Genomic DNA, 19,025 nt, shown 5'->3' on the forward strand with positions numbered 1-19,025 from the left:
CGCTTAGATTCTCCCTCTCAGGGCTGAATAATTTTGGAAGATTGTACCGTAACTCGAATCGGGTGGCGATAGTGTCACTTGCACCCATTCGAGCAGATTCCTTTGTGCTGCTGAGGTCGAGACGGTTGCTATGCGAAATGAATACTGCCAATGGTGTTGCCTTTGGCACAGGCTTACTCATTTACTTTCGCTGAGGTTTTAGTCTCTTCAACTGATGCCGCAGCGCTTCAATTTCAGGTTTTTCTCGTCCGTAGCGCCACTTCACATACGCTTGGGAAATGTCTTCGATCGCACCTGCTTGCTCTTGAGTCCGCATGGTTTTCGCTCGTTGGGCATATTCTAGCGGCGTATCTGCTGAAGATTTACGAGTGCCTTGCGCTTCGAGGCGAGACAGCATTTGCTGATAAAGCCGCTCCATCGGTGCAAGCTTCTGCAACCGCTGGTAAGTTCGCCATTTTTTCCAGCCTTGACCACACAGCCAAACCAGCAAGGCAGTGCTAATCATTAGCAAACACGCGGTCAAGAATCCACCTAATCCTTGAGTAAACAGCGCCAAAAACCAGCCGATCGCGCTCCCGATCGTCCGAATTACTTCGCTGATCCAAGCCGTTACAGGCAGAGGTAGCCATCCCGCGACCCAGTTCCAAAATCGCTGCAGCAGACTAAAGGGCTGATATTCCTCGATCGAAGGCGGAATCAGTTCACGTCCCGGAATCGGGTCGATCGTGAACCATCCCATGCGCGGCACGAAGATTTCTGTGATCGCGTAAGCATCGGTATTCTTCACAATGTACAGTCCGGTGAAGGGATTAAATTCTCCGGGCGCATATCCCGCTACTAATCGCGCCGGAATGCCAATTGATCGCAGCATCATCGTCAGCGTCGTAGAAAAATGATCGCGATCGCCGCCTTGATTTTGCAAAAATGCCTCGACGAGATCTTCACCCGGCTTCAGCAAATCCAGGTCTTGCCGAACCTGATAACGCTGCTTCAAATACTGCCCCAGATAAAGCGCCTTTTCATAATCGGACTCGATCGGCTGTTCAGAAGTTGCCAGGATTCGCTTCGTTTCTTTAGCGACATTCTGAGCAATTCCCGCTGGAATCTGTAAGTGTGGACTCTCTTTTGGATACTGCGCTCTGGACGAATACAGCCGCAGCAACGTGCGATCGCGATACGGCACATCCGACACCACGGTATAAGTAATGCCATCGCTTAACTCGATCGGCGCACGTAATCCTGCTTCGGGGTCGATCGCAATTTCATCGGTCGGGAAATAGATTTCTCTCGCCCTTGAAAGCGCCGGAATTAGATTCGGCATTGGGGCAATAATCGTGTAGGTCTGCACCACTTCGCGTGTTTTGCCGATCGTCACCGGAGTCGGCAGAAAGAACCGATATGACCAAGGTGAGCGTTTAACTGTCTGCGTCTTGTCGTTGCGCGACACTTCCCAACCCTGCCCTGTGTAGCGATCGAAAGCCATCACCCGCCAAAAGCCTTCGATCTGCGATCGCACCCGCATAATGACTCGCGGCTTTAATGGATGCCGCACGTTTTGGCTAATCTTGTCGCCAAATCCACCATAAGACAGGTCATCCGGATCTTGGCTTTGCCCTGCGCCTTTTCCGCTCCCCGATCGCATTCCCACACGCGGATCTCGACTCTGACCCATGCCCGGATTGGTAATCACTCGGTTATTAAATCGCTCCTGAACGCTCACCGGAGAACTGACCGGAAATATACGTAACTGATAGCCAGGAAGTCGCGGCATCAGCGCAAAAATCACCAATCCCAATGCCAGCACGATCGCAAAGATCGCAGGCAGCACTCGAAAATTGATTTTCTTAAAGCTGGTGCGCTCTAACTTGACCACATCTACGCCCAAGCGCGAACAATAATCGAGCATCAGTACCGGGAGCGCGATCGCCAAAAATACCAGCAGCATTGCGCCAAACAGCATCGTCTGACTCAGCGTACTTGCCACCGACAGCAGCACTAGCCCAATCATCATCGAATAGCCCAAATCCTTGCGGCGTGGCAAATCAAAGCTGTGCAGCACTTGGATCTGAATCAGAAACTCTGCCAGCAGCAGCCGATTATCACCGCTCTGAGCACCACCGAGCATCCTGCCAAAAAAACTAAACAGCACGATCGTCATTGCGATCGCCAACAGGAATTTAAACCCTGTATTTTTCTTGCGTCGTCGATGCCAACTCCAATAGGCTCCGATCGCGCTTAAGGGAATTGCCCACACGCTCAACTGAGTTTCCGCAGCCAAATCTGTCGCCAAAATTCCCACGCTGACAAGCGACTGAGTGAGGACTCGCAGAAGAATCGATTCTTCTGGTTTTGCTTCTGGAATGACCTGAATTTTCGCTTGGATTTGCTGCCACCAGTTTTTCATGCGGAGAGAACGAAGGAATTTTACCTCCAGAGTACCCGTTTACCTGAAAAAGACGATGGCAGGGCGATCGCGTCATCGACTTAATCTAGCGGGCAAAACCGCACCCGCCAAATTTGCACCTCTGAGATTCGTGCCGGCTAAAGTTGCCCCAGTAAAATTTGCCTTGCCCAAATTTGCCCAGGACAAGTCAGCTCCCGACAAGTCAGCACCCGTAAAATCTGCCCCAAATAAGTAACTCCCGCTAAAGTGAGCGAACTTTAAATTGGCTTTGTGGAAGGTCGATCGATAAAAATGCGCTCCGCTTAATTCCGCCTCAACTAAATTTGCATCGCTCAAATTGGCTTCGGCTAAGTTTGCCTGAATCAAAATCGCATTGCTTAAATCCGATCGCCGCAAGTCTGCACCTGTAAGATCCGATCGCTTAAATTTCGCGCCCCGTAACTCCGTGCCAATCAAATTCGCCCGAATCAGATCTGCATCATTAAAATTCGCCCCTTTGAGATCTGCTCCGATGAAATTGGCATCGGTTAGATTAGCGTGGCGAAAATCTGCTCCAACTAAGTTCGCATCCACAAATTGGGCGTGCTGTAATGTCGCGTGCATAAATTCAGTTTTCTGAAGCACTGCTTTATTAAATTTTGCCGCGTTCAACTCTGCTTCATTCAGCACCGCCCAGCACAATCTAGAGCGACTAAAATTCGCTCCTCGTAAGTTTGCGCCGCGCAACTCAATCTCATCTAAATCCGCATCGCTTAAATCCGGCTCGATCGTCGGATAGCGCGATCGCCAGTCTGACCAAATCACTGCGCCCTTATGCAGCGTCATCAAATGTGCCATCACCGCCACGATCGCTTTACTCCTTACGATCGCTGTAGTGTTCTCGTCCCGGCAGATTTTCCATCGTCTCGATCACTGCCTTCGATGCGGCGATGATGTCGCGCTCTTCACCGCCTAGATACAAGCGTCCAAAACTGCCCACGGCTGAGATTTGCAGAATGTTAATGAACGCTGCTTTTTCGGCTTCGTTTGCAGCTAAAGCGGCATATGCCGCTGGTTCTACTTCAAACACATACAGCGTTTGTCCTGCCAAAATCATATTGCCGCGCCGCGTTCGGTTAATCAGTTGCGTATGGTGAGCATCAATATTGCGGATAATCTGGCTGGAGATCACACGCGGTCGCAGACAATCCTGTTTCTGCACATTCAGCGCCGCCAGAATTGCTCGCCCCGCCGCATTCACTTCGCCTTGATTGCTCGCGTGAATTTCGAGGACTCCATATAACCGCTCGACCATCTGCACTCCCGGACGCACCACTGCCGCTTTCAGTGCCACATCCATGATGCGATTGATTTCAATTCCAGGCGTGATTTCAATCCATAATGAAGCGTCACCGGGAAGTGGCAGAAATCCTAGCGCCTCGGTTCCCAGATAAGCTGCGTGCTGCGACTGCAAGCGATCGATATAAACGTAGCTGCGAAGATCGATGCCCAAGAGTAAACGATTGTAAATTGCTCTCTTAGTATACGATTCGACCCGTGCGATCGTATCTTTCAATTGATGCAGTTAAATTTTATTTTGTTTAGAAGGAAGCTGTCCTATCCTCGGGCAGATGACAGATGCCCACTATCACTTCAAATTTTAAGGAGTTGACGCGATTCGCCTGATGATGAATTCTACCTCTCCAGCGCTCTCAGTCTGTGTTGCCAGTCGTAATCGTCCTGATGATGTGATTCGCTGCCTGAATTCTCTTACCTTGCTTCAGCACGTTGAGTTTGAGATTCTGCTGATTGATGATGCCTCAGAAGCGCCGATCGCCGATCGGGTGCTTCCAGCGATCGATCCGATTTTGGTCGATCGATTACAAGTCTTTCGGCATGAAAACAATAAGGGTATCCCTGCTACTCGCAACGAACTTGCAGAACGAGCGAAAGCGCCTTATTTGCTGTATCTCGATGATGATGCTCAACTGTTGAGCGCGGAGAGTGTTGATAACGCCTTAACGGTGTTGAAGATTAGTCCTGAAGTGGGAGCAGTCGCGCTGTCTCAAAGCGACGAAACCGGAAAACTCTTGCCGGGTCAACCCTTGGCAATCGAGTATCGTTGTTATGCTCCGACTTTTGTAGGCTACGGTAGCCTGCTGCGACGAGACTTGTTTCTCGAATTAGGAGGCTATCGGGAAATGTTCGCCGCGTATTATGAAGAACCCGAATTTTGTAAGCGAATGCTCGATCGCGGCTTTTATGTGGTTTATCTACCGGATGCTTGTGTGGTTCACTATAAGTCCCCGATCGGACGAAATAACTTAGTCGCGCTGAGAAACAACTGCCGGAACAAGTGTTTTGCTGCGATTTATAACGAACCTTCGGCGATGATGGTGTTCAGCGTTCCCCTGAGAATCTTGCTCTACGTTTACAAACATTGGGCTTATTGTCGTCAGCACAAGATCAAGAGTGAATTTGGGGCAAGTTGGATTGTTCGCGAAATTCAGCAAAATCTTCCGGCACTCTGGCGCGATCGTCGTGCCTTGAAGTGGAGTACCTATTACAAATGGCACAAAATCAAGCAAGCTCCCGCTTATCAGCCTGCCGATTAGTTCTTTAATGTCCTGCGGTGCAATCTATGAAGCTTTTGATCGTGAATCATTCTTGTACAGTCTCTGTGGTTCAACAGTTTTACGCTGAGATTGAGCAGCAAACCGGCTGGGAACTCACGATCGTCATGCCTGAAAATTGGAAAGATGAATACGGCATTCGGCGCAAGATCGAGCGCTGGAAAGATTTTCGCGGACAGATCATCAGCATTCCAGTTTGGCGCTCAGGCAGCATTCCTCTGCATAGTTATCGATCGTTCTTTGTAAATCTACTCCGCAAGCTCAATCCCGATTTTATCTACCTACATCAGGAGCCTTATGCGTTAGTGACGTTGCAGGTTTATCTCGCAAACTATTTCACGATTCGCAAACCGATTAGTTTTTTTACCTGGCAGAACATTCTCAAGCGCTATCCGATTCCGTTTCGGCAGATGGAGCGCTGGATTTTGAAGCATACTGATGTGATGTTTCCTGGGTCTTACAGCGCAGAAGCGGTGATGCGAGAAAAGGGATACACGGGGCAAAGTGTATTGATGCCGTCTGGAATTGATCCAGCAATTTACTATCCCCGATCGAACACGCTTAAAACTGAACTGGGTGCCCAAGCTGTATTAATCGGCTATGTTGGGCGCATTGTTGAACAAAAAGGACTGAAAACGCTACTCCTTGCTTTGAACGAGATCCGATCGCTCCCGTGGCGGCTGGTGATGATTGGGGCTGGAGAGTATGAGCCAGAGTTTGACGCGATCGCCCAACAGTTGAATTTAAACGATCGCATTCAGAAATTAGGTTTTGTTCCGTTTACCGAAACTCCGAACTATCTTTCGGCATTCGATCTGCTGGTGCTGCCTTCTGAAACGCGATCGAGTTGGAAAGAACAGTTCGGGCGAGTAATCATTGAAGCGATGGCGTGTGGAACTCCGGTAATCGGCTCGGATTCAGGCGAAATTCCTCATCTAATCGCTGCCACAAAAGGCGGATTAGTTTTTCCTGAAGGAAACGCGATCGCGCTGTCACAGAAATTAAGCGAATTGATTCTAAATCCCGAACTGCGATCGCACTATGCAGCCACCGGACGACAAGCAGTTCTGAGCCATTACACCAATGCGTTACTTGCTCAGCGCTTTGCTGAAACAGTAAAGAATACAGTGGAGTTTGATCCGCGATCGCAGCGTTCAAGAGTACAATCGTTTCCGTCTCTTTAAGTTTGCGCTCTGGCTATGTCTGATCGATCGCGCCTCCCGGATCAACGTTGGTTTATTCATCCCGCTCAGCGCGATCGTGCGACACAGCTTGCTGTAGAAACTCAGCGATCGCCCCTTCTCGCGCAGGTTTTGATCAATCGCGGCTTCACCTCGCTCGAATCCGTCCAAGAATTTCTCGACCCAGAACGACAATCGCTGCCTTCTCCGCTAGAAGACTTTCCAGATTTAGCGATCAGCTTAGAACTCTTGATTAATGCAATCAACGATAAAACCCGGATTGCGATTTGCGGCGATTATGATGCAGACGGCATGACGAGCACTGCATTGTTACTCCGAGCATTGCGGTATTTGGGCGCAAGAGTTGACTATGCGATTCCGAGCCGCATGAGCGAAGGATACGGCATCAATCGCCGCATTATCGAAGAGTTTCACGAGGAAGGAGTCGGGCTGATTCTCACGGTCGATAATGGCATTGCGGCACATGATCCAATTGATCGCGCCAGAGAACTCGGTTTAACAGTAATTATCACCGATCACCATGATTTACCGCCAACCCTGCCAAACGCAAATGCAATTCTAAATCCGAAGTTAATCGCAGAAACCTCACCGTATCGCGGTATGGCGGGAGTGGGAGTTGCGTATGTTCTCGCCGTCTGTTTAGCTCAAAGTTTTGGACAGACCAGAGACTTACAGCACTCTCTGTTAGAGCTATTTACACTAGGCACGATCGCAGACTTGGCTCCACTGACCGGGGTTAATCGCCGCTGGGTAAAGCGCGGTTTGCAGTTATTACCAAAGTCCAAAATAGCGGGCATTCAAGCGTTAATTCAGATTGCAGGCTTGAGCAATGACAAAAACCTCAAGCCTGAAGCGATCGGGTTTCGATTAGGCCCTAGAATCAATGCGATCGGGCGGATCTCTGATCCAGAGATTGTGATTGAGCTATTGATTACTGATGATGATGGCGTTGCATTAGAGCGTGCAATGCAGTGTGAACAGGTGAATAAACACCGGCAACAATTGTGTGAACAGATCGAGAAAGAAGCGATCGAAGCCTATGAAAACAGTTCGCTAAATGCAAAAGACGATCGTGTTTTATTGTTAGTGCAACCCGATTGGCATCATGGCGTAATCGGAATTGTTGCCTCTCGATTAGTCGAACGCTACGGTGTTCCAGTCTTTATCGGAACGTATGAAGACGCAGCAAAAACCCATATTCGCGGGTCGGCTCGCAGCATCCCAGAATTCAATGTGTTTGAAGCGTTAGAGTGCTGCAAAGACTTGATGCTCAAACATGGAGGACACAAAGCAGCAGGCGGGTTTTCTTTTGAAGCCGATCGTTTAGACGACATTCGAGCAAGACTTAGAACCTTCGCCCACCGATCTCTCAAACCTGAGCACCTTAAACCTTTAGTCACGATCGATGCCCAGGCCGAACTCGCTCAACTTGATCTAGCGCTTCACGCCCAACTTGATGCCCTGCATCCTTGCGGCATGGACAACCCCGATCCGGTTTTCTGGACACCGAACGTTTGCATTGATGAGCAACGCCGGATTGGGAAAGGACACATCAAATTTGTACTGCGCTCAGGCAGCGAGAAAATTAACGCGATCGCATGGCGCTGGGGCGAATATTTCCCCCTACCAAGCACCTTAGATATCGCCTATCGGCTCAAGTCCAACGAATGGAACAACGAAGTTTCCGTCCAACTCGAAATCGTTGGGGCAAGACTACCGTCGCAGCAAACCGAATTTATCTTCAGCGATCGACCCTACACCTGCACACTCCTCGAACAAAGTGGGATCAAAGAGTTAAGAATTCAGAACACTAAAGGTGAAACCTTAATTATTCAAAAAGGGCAAAGAATTGGAACGCTTGGAAAACTAGATCAAGCAATGCAAGAAGTCGATGTGTCGCAAGCGCCCTTTTATGGCTTGGTAAAAGCTGCGGTAGATGCGTTAAAAGTCTAAAGATTTTATTCATATTCATTAGAAGCCCCACGCGCTAGGCTGAGACTACTTCCGTTTTTCTCTAAAATCTACCCCGCTACCTCCCATGAGATTGAGGAACACGCTTCACATCTCGTCCTAAAGTTGAGGCATATTGCTCGTGACCCATTCTGATTTCGCGCAACCTATGGCAACTGAACAACAAGTTAGACAGTATCTCGCCTACTGGTTTCAGCTAGGAAAGCGACTCATGACTCACAACGGACGGCAAGCCCTCAAGGTATCCTCTGTGATTGCGGGCGATCGCTACAGTGACGAGTTTGAAGCCTGCTGGAATTTGGTGCGCGCTCCAGAATCGGGGGATTGCTACATCGAAGGCACTACCCAAACGATCCGAGAACTGCTCTCGTCGGATTGGGAAATCAATCCCTGCGCCCGTTGTGCGATGCCTGTGCCCACGCGATCGCTGGGAATGCCTCCCTCTGACTGTCCTTGCGCGGATCTGCCGTTCTGGCCCGATAGCGAAACACCCCAGCCGCGATCGCCCGTCCGCACTTCCGATACGCTGCAAAAAATTCGCGATCGTCTGTCTCGCTCTAGCCACTAGCAGAGGCATCAAGCAAAATTCGTGTCACGGTGAGAAATCCTGGGTATTCTTCATACAAGAGCTATTCTCATCGTCACTGTTCCATGAAAGCGCCCTCTGTTTCTGAAACTCCGAGCATTGCACCTCGGTGGCTGCAACCTTTGCTCATGCTGGCTCCGGCTAGTCTCTGGTTGCTGCTATTGCTGATCGTGCCTACGCTGATCATTTTCCAGCTGAGCTTAGTACCAAATATCAAGCCCGGTGATGTCGTAATTCCGTCGGGTCTTGATAACTACTGGCGCATTTTCCAGCCAGAAACCTTTTCGATTATTAGAAGATCGTTCCTGCTTGCTTCGGGTACGACGTTAGGATGCTTGGTTCTGGGATTTCCGGTGGCATATTGGATTGCGCTTTCTTCTCCGAAACGCTGGCGCAATCTACTGCTGCTCGGATTTACGCTGCCGCTCTGGACATCTTCGCTATTGCGATCGTATGCCTGGGTGAGCATTCTCCGCAGAACAGGCGTTTTGAATAGCATTCTTACCAGTATTGGTTTACCTGCGCTGGACTTGTTGTATCAGCCGATCGCAGTCTTGATTGGAATGATCTACAGCTTATTACCTTATATGGTGTTAATTCTGTATGCGTCGCTCGAAAAGCTCGATCGTCAACTGCTCGAAGCCGCAGCAGATTTAGGCGCAACACCGTTCCAAGCTTTTTGGAGGGTGACGGTTCCACAATGTTTACCAGGAATTGCCGCCGGAAGTCTATTAGTGTTTATTACCGGAGCGGGCGATTTCGTCAATCCTGAATTATTAGGCGGAACTGCCAGTCGAACCGCAGCGCGGTCGATCTACGATCAGTTCCTTGGCGCAACGCAGAATTGGGGCTTTGGTTCAGCGCTGAGTATGATCTTAATTTTGGTGGTAAGTCTTGCGATCGCACTTCTAATTAAATACGGGGATAGAAATGCAAAGTCAATCTAAGTTTCCAGTTTCAGCCCTATTCACGGTGCTGATGTTTGGCTTTATGTATTTGCCGATCGCAGTTTTAGCATTTTATAGCTTTAACGCAGCGCCGAATAGCGCTCAGTGGAAAGGGTTTACGTTCTCCTGGTATGTCAAATTTTTCCAAGATAATCGTATCTTGTCGGCACTAGGAGATAGCTTATTAGTTGCAAGTTTGGCAACCGCAATTGCAGCCGTGATCGGAACCCTAATGGCGATCGGGCTTTCCCGCTACCAGTTTTATGGGAAAAAGCTATTTCAAGGCGCAGTATATTTGCCTTTAATCATTCCTGATATTGCGATCGCTGTTGCAACTTTAGTGTTTCTTGCTGTGATTGCAGTGCCGTTGAGTTTGTGGACGATCGTTGCGGCTCATGTGGTGTTTTGTTTAGCGTATGTTGCGCTAGTTGTTTCTACAAGGTTAACGAATCTCGATCCGAATTTAGAAGAAGCTGCTTTAGATTTAGGCGCATCTCCGCTTCAATCATTAGTTTTCGTATTACTGCCACAATTGGCGCCTGCAATCATTTCAGGCTGTCTTTTAGCGTTTGTATTGAGTATGGATGACTTTTTGATTGCGAGTTTTACGGCGGGAGGCGGTGTGAATACGATACCGATGGAAATCTTTAGTCGGGTGCGTACCAGTGTTAGACCCGATATGAATGCTTTGAGCGTTGTCTTAATGATTGCATCAGCCAGTGTCGCTCTGATTGCTGAAGTGATTCGCTATCAAAGTGAGAAAAAACGGTTTCAGTAATCAGGGCGATGATAGCTCTAGTGAATTCAATCGCCCATCTTCCATATTGATAATACGATCGGCGATATCCAGAATCCGATTGTCATGTGTGACCAGCAAAATTGCCGCGCCTTGCTTTTTCGCCAAATTCTGCATAATCTCTACGACATCGCGACCAGACTTCTTATCAAGGGCGGCGGTCGGTTCATCTGCCAGCACGATTTTCGGATTGCACACCAAGGCACGAGCGATCGCAACGCGCTGTTTTTGCCCCCCGGATAATTCGTGCGGATATTGATTCACCCATTCACCGAGTCCCACTGCCGATAACATCGATTCCGCCATTTCACGCGCGCTCGATTGCGGAATGTCCGTGTGAAGCTCGATCGACATTTGGACATTTTGACGAGCCGTTAGCGAATTCAGCAGATTATGCGCCTGGAAAATATAGCCAATGTTGCGACGCAGTTCGACTAACTCCCGCTCTGGTGCATTTAATAACTCTTGCCCTAGCACTTTCATACTGCCTTCTTGCGTTGATCGCAATGCTCCGATTAACGTCAACAGCGTCGTTTTCCCAGACCCCGAAGGCCCCGTCATAATCACCACTTCACCCGGTTCGATCGCGGTTGTAACCTCAAACAAGATCTGCTTTCGCAATCGTCCTGTCCCGTAATAGTGATTGACTTTCTGAATATCGATGATGGAATCTTTAGCCATAGTTAAAAAATGTTAAAAAATATCAGCCGGATCAGCTTGTTGAACTTTGCGAACGGCGATCGTGCCAGAAATTACACACATGAGGATCGTCAAGCACAAAACCAGAATGCCCCGCGAAGTCGTCATCGCTAAAGGAAGCGCGGTTGCATTACGAGTAAGATTGTAAAGCCCAACACAAAGAATATAGCCAGGAATATATCCCATAACCGATAGAATTAACGCTTCCTGAAACACAACGGATAATAGGTAGCGATTCTTGTATCCCATTGCTTTCAACGTTGCATACTCTGCTAAATGATCCGCAACATCGGTATAAAGAATCTGGTAAACAATCACCGTTCCGACCACAAAGCCGATCGCTGCACCCAAGGTAAAAATAAACCCGATCGCCGTGCTGTCTTTCCAGTAGTTCTGCTCAAATGCAACAAATGCTGCTTTTGACATCACGCGCACATCCCCCACGACAAAATCTTCTTTTGTCTCCTCAATTTTCTTATTCGGATCAACCCGGCGCTCACCAGGGAGACTCTTGAACCGCTCTAACGCTGCTTCTAAGTTTGCTCCCGGCTCAAGCTTGATCACCCCCACATCAATCAGGGCTGGATCGCGGCTGGGAAAAATGCGTCGGAAATTCAGATCGCTCGTAATTAAGTTTCCATCTGCCCCGAACGAAGCCCCCAAACGGAACAATCCGCCAACTTCGACTCGACGCGATTCCACCTCAGTCCGAATCGCAGGATCAGAAGGACTCAGTGCCTTAAATTTCTCGGCAACGGCACCAAACTCAGGACGCGACGCGCTGTCGAACAGCACCACATCCGTTAACTGAATCTTCGATCGATTCTCTGCCACACCCGGAATCGCGAAGATATTGTCTCCTGGGTTTGTGCCAATCACCAAAATACTACGAGTTTGCGACGCAGGCGGCCCTTGCCAGAATGGATTCTTCCAAATCCCAAATCCAATGTAAATCGGGCTAACCGACTTCACTCCCGCAAATCCCAACGATTGATACAATCGCCGTTCTGGAAAGCTCTTCATCGAAATCAAGGAAGTCGATTGCGGACTGATGAGAAAGATATCCCCTTCAATATTCTGGTGCAGCGTGATTGCACTCTCAAACAGCGCATCCTGAAAGCCCAATTGCAGAAACATCAAAATGACTGCAAATCCAATACCCGCAAGCGCTACCAACAGCCGGACTTTTTCGCGCTTCAGTTGTAACCAGGCTAGGGGAATCGAAAACATACATTACTCATCAACAGTTCAGAAATTTATCTGCTTTGCGCGGTGTATCAATCCCTAATCTCGCGTCAGACTCGGCAGTTCTAGGGCTGAATCGCAACTTTAACCTGCAAATTGGTTAAGCCCGCAACGGGTTTGCTATTGTCTAGGCGAATTCTGACTTCAACTACCCGCGTATCGGTTTTATCAACCGGATCAGTGTTGAGAACAGCATTCTTCCGAACTTGTAGCCCCACACGATCGACCGTTCCTGTGAGTTCACCCGGAAGCGCATATCCGGTAATTTTGGCGCGTTGTCCCACTTTCACCCGGTTGATGTAATTCTCATCCACTTCCGCCACCACATACATCTGCTGGGTGCGCCCTAAATCCATTACGCCATCGTTGCCTGCGACTTCTCCTGGATCAGTGTGAATCTTCAGCACTTGCCCATCCGATGGGGAACGCACGATCGCTTTATCTAGCTCGGCTCTTGAGCGCTGAAAATTTGCCATTGCCACCTGCACATTCGCTTCTGCTTGCTGAAGATCCGTGGGTCGCACTTCTGCTACGCTGCTTAACGTCTGTCTTGCGCCTTCAAGCCCTAACTTTGCTTGCTCAACAACTTGCGCCGCTTGCTGACGTTGTTTTTCGGTCGTATTTAGGGCGAGCCTGCGGTTACTTACTTCTAATTCGTTCACTGCCCCTTGAGTGTAGAGAGCAGCAAAGCGATCGTAGTCGCGCTTCGCTTTTTGATATTCGGCATCCACTTTGAGAAATTCTGCTTCTGCCTTCGGTAATTCAGCTTGGGCGCGTAAAACTGTCGCTCGTTGCGCGTTGATATCACCTTGTTTTGCGCCGGCTCTGACTTGTGCTAAACGTGACTCCGCTTCTTTGACCTGTGCTTCTGCCTGCATCGCTGAAGCTAAAAGCGTCTGGTAGGTATCCAAAACTGCTAGAGGTTGATTGGCTTTGACGATCGCGCCTTCTTTCACAAGCACTCGTTCGACCCGCGATCCACCCAATCCGCCTGCCATTGAAGCAGACGGAGCAGAAATCTTGATCACGCCGCCTTCTGGCTCCAAGCGTCCCAGGGCGCTGATAGCGTCTACAGCGTCGGTCTGAGCCGTCAGAGTTTGAGCAGAAGACGGGGGATTGGGGCGAAAGATGGAATATGAGAAAATGCCGAACCCGGAGACAGCAAGTGCGATCGCAGATCCAATGAACACTGCCCGCGCACCAGCGGGTTTCATCAGCGGTTTGAATTTCACAGAGAACTCCTATGCGGCAAGAGCGATCAGGGTAAGGTTAAACAGCAGCGAGAACAAAATTTAACAATTCTAAATCTATTATTACTGAATATGAAGACCTCGATCAGTGAAAGTTATGGAAGGTCTCAAGTTCTGCTGAAGGGTAGATAGCGTACCGCAATTTTCCCTGCCTAATGTCACTTTTGGTTCTAATACCGAATCAATTTGTTAATGCGACAGATCCTTCGCCCCCTAAATCCCCCATATTGGGGAACTTTGAGAATCCGAAACAGATTTGGCTTGAAGTCCCCCACGCGTGGGGGATTTAGGGGGCTTCCAAGATCTGTCGCACTCAAAAATCAATTTGGTATAACATGGCTGAATCGCTGCAAATTCCTAAAAAGCCAACAAATGTTTGTGACAGATGATTCCTGAGTGGGAATACTGAGAGCATCGATCGCAATCGGGCAGCAATCAAATGTGGCGCGAACTCACGAACGTAGTCCTAACAGTCAGAACCTACCCGGATCTCAGTCCGGATCTCAGTGTTCGTCGCCACATTCAGCAGAACTGGCGATCGCGTCCCGCCCTTAGTTTAGAAGACTGGCATCAGGCATTCTGGCAACCCCTGAAAATCTCCCAAGATGTCTCTGCGTTTGTCTATCAGCAGATGGAATTTTATTCTGGGTTGCCGTTTAGTAAAGTCGTTCCTGACGATCGCCTCGTCGAAGATTTGCAGCTTCCTTTGGTGTGCTGGTTCGATTGGGAGTGTAACTTGCACGACGATTTTTGCGATCGATTTGAGATTGAGATTAGCGATCTCTGGGATATTGGTATGCTGTATACGGTTCGAGATTTCGTCATATTTCTCGATCGGCAACTTTTATCGGTTAACCGCTGATGACTGCGACGACAAATTCGTATCCGAGAGACATGGTGGGCTATGGTCAACACCCACCGCACCCCCACTGGAAAGACCAAGCCCGCATCGCGCTTCAGTTTGTGATCAACTACGAAGAGGGCGGCGAAAACTGTATCCTGCATGGCGACCCCACTTCAGAAGCGTTTTTATCTGAAATTGTGGGAGCCGCGCCGTTTGTGGGATTGCGCCATATGAATATGGAGTCGTGTTACGAATACGGCAGTCGGGCGGGATTTTGGCGGTTGCATCGGATGTTTACGTCGCGTGGAATTCCCGTCACGGTTTACGGCGTTGCGATGGCACTAGAGCGAAATCCTGAAGCGGTAGCGGCGATGAAAGCAGCCGATTGGGAAATCGCCAGTCATGGATATCGCTGGATCGAGTACAAAGACTTTTCCGAAGAAGCCGAGCGGGAGCATTTGAAAAGAGCGATCGATCTGCACACTCGCGTCACCGGAAGCCGTCCGCTCGGTTGGTATACCGGACGCAATAGCCCACACACGCAAAAGCTAGTGATCGAGGAAGGCGGATTTCTCTACGATTCAGACAGCTATGCAGACGATTTGCCCTACTGGGTGCAAGGGAACGGCAAGCCCCATCTAGTCATTCCCTATACGCTGGACAACAACGATATGCGATTTGCCACGAATCAAGGATTTAATTCGGGCGATCAGTTTTTCGCGTATCTGCAAGATGCGTTTGATGTGCTGTACGAAGAAGGAGAAACCGCACCGAAAATGATGAGTGTCGGGTTACACTGTCGATTGGTCGGCAGACCCGGAAGAGCAGCAGCACTGGCGCGATTTTTAGATTATGTGCAAGGGCACGATCGAGTGTGGCTCTGTCGGCGCATTGATATTGCGCGTCACTGGCACGAACATCACAAACCCACGGCCTGATCGGCTAGATTTAGAGCGATTTTACAGAGCAAAATCAGAGAAAAGCATTGGTATAAAACTCGCTTTTCTAAGGTTGCAAATCTTGCACTAATCTTGCTGATTGAAGTTCACGAAACCTTCTCCAAGATTAACGTCAATATCTTCAAAGCTTTGCTTAGATCAGTGCGTACAGTTTGTAACTCAAGCTCGATCGTATCTAATCGTTGAAACACAGATGTTTGATTAGGGATAGAAACCGTTGCTTGTCGATTCAACTTATCAGCCAGCGATGCCCATGTGTTTGCCTTGATTCCGAAATGTAATTTTGCCTGTTTCAAGGTTTTGAACTGCTGCTGAAGTTGTTCGATTGTCAGTGGTTCTGTTGTCGTGGATTGAGTATATCGCTCTAAATCTTCTTCCACCATTTCAACAACTTGATCAATTAAGCGATCGTGATTCTCCGAAATTTGGGCGGCTGCTCCTAAAATTCGTGAGGTTGCCTTAATTTGCAAACTGGTCTCTTGGCGCAGTTGATCGGCGATCGCGCGAATATGATCGCCAGCGTTTCCCGAATTTGCCATCTTTTTAATTGCACTAGAGCGATCGCTCATTGCCTGCCTCACTCTGCCAAAATTTCTTTTACTGCCTGCCAAATTCGCTGTAGTTTCTGAATCATGCCCACAGGGTTAGTCGTTGAATCTTCATCGACGGAATCGACTAATCGTTGAATGCGATCCATGCGCTCAGCGACCACATACAAACTATCAATTGCTTCATCTTTGCGCTCTAAGGAGTCGCGTAGCAACACAGTCATCTCTCCGATCTCCTGTTTCAAGCGTTCATTCTCCCGCTTACGTCGCGTCTCCCAACCTTTAATTCCTGCCTTTGAGCGGCGTTCAAACTTAAGCTCATTCTGGGACTCGTTGTAGAGTGTCAGATAGCGATCGCGTTCCGCTTGAATCTGCTCGAATTTAACAGAGAGTTGATCATTTTTTGTTTTTTCAGATTCGTAAAGCGCCAAATAAGACTCAAAATGAGTTTGAGCTTCTTGATACAGCATTGAGTAAGATTGAATTTGACTTTGAGCCTCTTGATATTGTGTAAAATAAGACTTTGCTTGGTTTTGAGCTTCCTTGTACTGAATCAGGTATGAACGTGCCTGAACTTGCACTTCTTCATACTGCGTCAGCGTTGCTTGATATTGCTGCTGTGCTTCTTGATACAGTGTCAGTGATGTCTGATGCTTCCGTTGTTCCTCTAGGTACAAGCAATGTGTTTCTTCAGCTTCTTGCTCTTTTACTTTAGCAAGCTCCTGCCATTCGTCTCGCTGTACTCGTACCGTGGATAATTGCTGCCTCAGTTCATGAGTGGAAAGAGGCTCTTGTTTCTGAGACTGGGGATATTTGCGCTCATTGTCACGAGACTCGCTTCCCCGATCCGCTCTTTTCATCGGTATCGTTTCACTCCAGCAATTTGTCGTCTAAACCTTAGTATCTTTTTGCACTGATACAAGGATAAGTCTAAGATTTCCGAAAAAGATTCATCTTTAAGCGAACTTCGTGAAGTACCCTTAAATCTAGCCCATTGATTTCTCTAGATCTATGCAAGTATTCGTCTTACTTTTCAACGCCGACACTGATAATCCAGGAATCCATACAATTAGTGTGGGCGATCAGAACCTCGTGTTGATGTTTGCCCAAGAAGACGATGCCACGCGCTACGCCTTGATGCTGGAAGCTCAGGATTTTGCGGTTCCAACCGTTGAAAAGATTGAGCAGGAAGAAATTGAGGAATTTTGCCAAGATGCGGGGTACGAGGCATTCCTGATTCCAGAAGATTTCATGCCGCAAAACGAGTTTGAGCGATTGCTGCTCGCGCCCCCGGAACGGAACATCGATGAAACCGATTGGAATCCGGAGGAGAAAGCCCAACAGGAAGAATCTGAGATGTCGAATCGGGATCTCGATCGCATTCGTCGCCAACTAGAAGGGTTGCTCTAAAGATATTTGTTCAGCAGCAATCCGAGCTTCTCTCTTGCCGCCGCACGAATCTTATCTTTCGGAGTCAAAATGGCGTACTTTAACGCCGAATGCGCTTCGGAAACAGGCGGATTTTCGTTCAATCTTCGCACCGTCTCGCGGATCACTTTCTGGGCGTTCACGGCATTACGCTGGAGATTATCGATCACCATTTCGACTGTGACGCTATCGTGATCCGGATGCCAGCAGTCGTAATCCGTTACCAATGCCAAAGTCGCGTAGGCAATTTCCGCTTCACGCGCTAACTTTGCTTCGGGAAGATTGGTCATGCCGATCACCGACGCGCCCCAACTGCGATGTAAATTCGATTCGGCTTTAGTAGAGAACGCAGGGCCTTCCATACAGACGTAAGTTCCGCCGCGATGCAAATTAACATTCGCGAGATCTAAACTCTCAACCGCATCGCCCAACACTTTTGCTAATGCTAGACAAACCGGATCACCGAATGCCACATGAGCTACTACGCCATCGCCGAAAAAAGTTCCGACACGGTGATAGGTACGATCGATAAACTGATCTGGAATCACCATATCGAGCGGCTTTGCCTCAGCTTTCAGCGACCCCACCGCAGAAGCAGACACTAAATACTCGACTCCTAAACTTTTCATTGCGTAAATATTGGCGCGAAACGGCAATTCTGACGGCATCAAATGATGGTTGCGCCCGTGACGCGCCAGAAAAGCGACACGAGTTTGATCCAAAGTGCCAATGATCAAAGCATCAGACGGTGAGCCGAATGGAGTGTCGACCGTTCGTTCTTCTACCTCTTTGAGCGCTTCCATTTTGTAGAGACCGCTGCCGCCAATGATGCCGATTTTAACTTCAGACATAAGCACACTAGAACGTAAAATACGGGCTTATTCTAGTGTGTTTTGTCGGTGTGTCACAGATTCTTTTGTTTCTCTGTATGTTTTTGCTGCAAACCCGAACCACTGCACTTACAATCTGGAAGTGAATTTAAGTAGATTGACTCATGTTGAATGTCTTGCCTCTGAGGGCGATTTTATATCAGCTTTTCTTTATTGTGTTGGCGATCGCAGTCGAAGCGATCGTGCTGCAATTTTATTTAGGCATTGGCAAAAAATCCAGCATTCAATATGCCTCAACCGCAAATCTTTTCTCCACGGTCGTCGGCTGGCTTGTGTTTTTTTCGAGCGATCGCTGGCTGCCTCAACCCTGGCAACAACAGCTAATGAACTACATTTTTCTAGATGAAATTAGTAATTACTCCTTGTTAGTCGTGATTGCATTTGTGACATTTTTAGGAACGTTTGTGGTCAAACTTCAGAGCTTAAACTGGCTGGACTTGATTTTAGAGAACAAACCGACCAGCGTGATGGAAGTGCGCGATCGTACAAAATTTCAAGGTAAGTCCGCACAGCGTCAAGCCTTTCAAGAAGTACCGAGTCGAGCATTAGCTGTGCTGTTGGCGAACTCGGCAAGTTTTGCGCTGATTGCGTTGATTATTCTGATTCGGACAGTTTCTGAACAGCCCGTTGCGTTTTAGGGATAG

At 48.5% G+C, this 19,025-nt stretch carries 19 protein-coding genes; 10 read left to right on the forward strand and 9 right to left on the reverse strand.

The window, feature by feature from the left end; genetic code table 11:
- Window positions 1-181 precede the first annotated feature (181 nt).
- The 3 genes from H6F51_16410 to H6F51_16420 form a co-directional block, all read right to left on the reverse strand.
- Window positions 182-2,404, reverse strand: coding sequence for a DUF3488 domain-containing protein (locus H6F51_16410; protein MBD1824065.1), 2,223 nt, complete (start codon window positions 2,402-2,404; stop codon window positions 182-184).
- Window positions 2,405-2,476: 72 nt separating this feature from the next.
- Window positions 2,477-3,250 (reverse strand): pentapeptide repeat-containing protein, encoded by a 774-nt coding sequence (locus H6F51_16415; protein ID MBD1824066.1) that lies wholly within the window; start codon window positions 3,248-3,250, stop codon window positions 2,477-2,479.
- A gap of 7 nt (window positions 3,251-3,257) precedes the next feature.
- Entirely contained in the window at window positions 3,258-3,896 is a 639-nt protein-coding gene (locus tag H6F51_16420; GenBank protein ID MBD1824067.1) for a hypothetical protein, read from the reverse strand.
- A gap of 175 nt (window positions 3,897-4,071) precedes the next feature.
- On the opposite strand from H6F51_16420, the gene H6F51_16425 reads away from it, so the two are divergent.
- The 6 genes from H6F51_16425 (at window position 4,072) to H6F51_16450 (ending at window position 10,500) form a co-directional block, all read left to right on the forward strand.
- On the forward strand, window positions 4,072-4,998 hold the full coding sequence (locus H6F51_16425) for a glycosyltransferase family 2 protein (GenBank protein ID MBD1824068.1): 927 nt from the start codon (window positions 4,072-4,074) through the stop codon (window positions 4,996-4,998).
- Window positions 4,999-5,024: 26 nt separating this feature from the next.
- Window positions 5,025-6,200 carry a glycosyltransferase family 4 protein gene (locus tag H6F51_16430; protein ID MBD1824069.1) on the forward strand — a complete coding sequence of 392 codons (1,176 nt, stop codon included), beginning with the start codon at window positions 5,025-5,027 and terminating at the stop codon, window positions 6,198-6,200.
- A gap of 15 nt (window positions 6,201-6,215) precedes the next feature.
- Window positions 6,216-8,171: a single-stranded-DNA-specific exonuclease RecJ gene (recJ, locus tag H6F51_16435; protein ID MBD1824070.1), complete on the forward strand. Its 1,956-nt coding sequence runs from the start codon at window positions 6,216-6,218 to the stop codon at window positions 8,169-8,171.
- Window positions 8,172-8,337: 166 nt separating this feature from the next.
- Window positions 8,338-8,757, forward strand: a complete 420-nt coding sequence (locus tag H6F51_16440; GenBank protein ID MBD1824071.1) for a hypothetical protein — start codon at window positions 8,338-8,340, stop codon at window positions 8,755-8,757.
- Between the two features lie 83 nt (window positions 8,758-8,840).
- Window positions 8,841-9,722, forward strand: a complete 882-nt coding sequence (locus H6F51_16445) for an ABC transporter permease (GenBank protein ID MBD1824072.1) — start codon at window positions 8,841-8,843, stop codon at window positions 9,720-9,722.
- Window positions 9,706-10,500, forward strand: coding sequence for an ABC transporter permease (locus tag H6F51_16450; protein ID MBD1824073.1), 795 nt, complete (start codon window positions 9,706-9,708; stop codon window positions 10,498-10,500). The genes H6F51_16445 and H6F51_16450 overlap by 17 nt, the downstream gene beginning before the upstream one ends.
- On the opposite strand, the gene H6F51_16455 is transcribed toward H6F51_16450, so the two are convergent.
- The 3 genes from H6F51_16455 to H6F51_16465 form a co-directional block, all read right to left on the reverse strand.
- Window positions 10,501-11,199, reverse strand: coding sequence for a DevA family ABC transporter ATP-binding protein (locus tag H6F51_16455; protein MBD1824074.1), 699 nt, complete (start codon window positions 11,197-11,199; stop codon window positions 10,501-10,503).
- 12 nt (window positions 11,200-11,211) lie between these two features.
- The gene (locus H6F51_16460; GenBank protein ID MBD1824075.1) at window positions 11,212-12,447 is read right to left on the reverse strand and encodes an FtsX-like permease family protein; all 1,236 of its coding nucleotides are present in this window, start codon (window positions 12,445-12,447) and stop codon (window positions 11,212-11,214) included.
- 80 nt (window positions 12,448-12,527) lie between these two features.
- Window positions 12,528-13,676: an ABC exporter membrane fusion protein gene (locus tag H6F51_16465; GenBank protein MBD1824076.1), complete on the reverse strand. Its 1,149-nt coding sequence runs from the start codon at window positions 13,674-13,676 to the stop codon at window positions 12,528-12,530.
- Between the two features lie 475 nt (window positions 13,677-14,151).
- Between H6F51_16465 and H6F51_16470 the strand changes: the two genes are divergently transcribed.
- Both H6F51_16470 and puuE read left to right on the forward strand, forming a co-directional pair.
- Complete coding sequence (locus H6F51_16470) at window positions 14,152-14,574, forward strand: hypothetical protein (protein MBD1824077.1); 423 nt, start codon at window positions 14,152-14,154, stop codon at window positions 14,572-14,574.
- A gap of 32 nt (window positions 14,575-14,606) precedes the next feature.
- The gene (gene puuE, locus H6F51_16475) at window positions 14,607-15,494 is read left to right on the forward strand and encodes an allantoinase PuuE (protein MBD1824078.1); all 888 of its coding nucleotides are present in this window, start codon (window positions 14,607-14,609) and stop codon (window positions 15,492-15,494) included.
- A gap of 107 nt (window positions 15,495-15,601) precedes the next feature.
- On the opposite strand, the gene H6F51_16480 is transcribed toward puuE, so the two are convergent.
- Both H6F51_16480 and H6F51_16485 read right to left on the reverse strand, forming a co-directional pair.
- Complete coding sequence (locus tag H6F51_16480; GenBank protein ID MBD1824079.1) at window positions 15,602-16,084, reverse strand: hypothetical protein; 483 nt, start codon at window positions 16,082-16,084, stop codon at window positions 15,602-15,604.
- A gap of 8 nt (window positions 16,085-16,092) precedes the next feature.
- Window positions 16,093-16,923: a hypothetical protein gene (locus tag H6F51_16485; protein ID MBD1824080.1), complete on the reverse strand. Its 831-nt coding sequence runs from the start codon at window positions 16,921-16,923 to the stop codon at window positions 16,093-16,095.
- 151 nt (window positions 16,924-17,074) lie between these two features.
- Between H6F51_16485 and H6F51_16490 the strand changes: the two genes are divergently transcribed.
- Entirely contained in the window at window positions 17,075-17,473 is a 399-nt protein-coding gene (locus tag H6F51_16490) for a DUF3110 domain-containing protein (protein MBD1824081.1), read from the forward strand.
- On the opposite strand, the gene H6F51_16495 is transcribed toward H6F51_16490, so the two are convergent.
- Window positions 17,470-18,342 carry an S-methyl-5'-thioadenosine phosphorylase gene (locus H6F51_16495; GenBank protein MBD1824082.1) on the reverse strand — a complete coding sequence of 291 codons (873 nt, stop codon included), beginning with the start codon at window positions 18,340-18,342 and terminating at the stop codon, window positions 17,470-17,472. The genes H6F51_16490 and H6F51_16495 overlap by 4 nt on opposite strands.
- 143 nt (window positions 18,343-18,485) lie before the next feature.
- Between H6F51_16495 and H6F51_16500 the strand changes: the two genes are divergently transcribed.
- A complete protein-coding gene (locus H6F51_16500; GenBank protein MBD1824083.1) occupies window positions 18,486-19,019 on the forward strand; it encodes a hypothetical protein in 534 nt (177 codons plus the stop codon).
- The last annotated feature ends 6 nt before the right edge of the window (window positions 19,020-19,025 follow it).

It is taken from the genome of Cyanobacteria bacterium FACHB-DQ100 (assembly GCA_014695195.1).
In the GTDB taxonomy this organism is placed as follows: domain Bacteria; phylum Cyanobacteriota; class Cyanobacteriia; order Leptolyngbyales; family Leptolyngbyaceae; genus Leptolyngbya.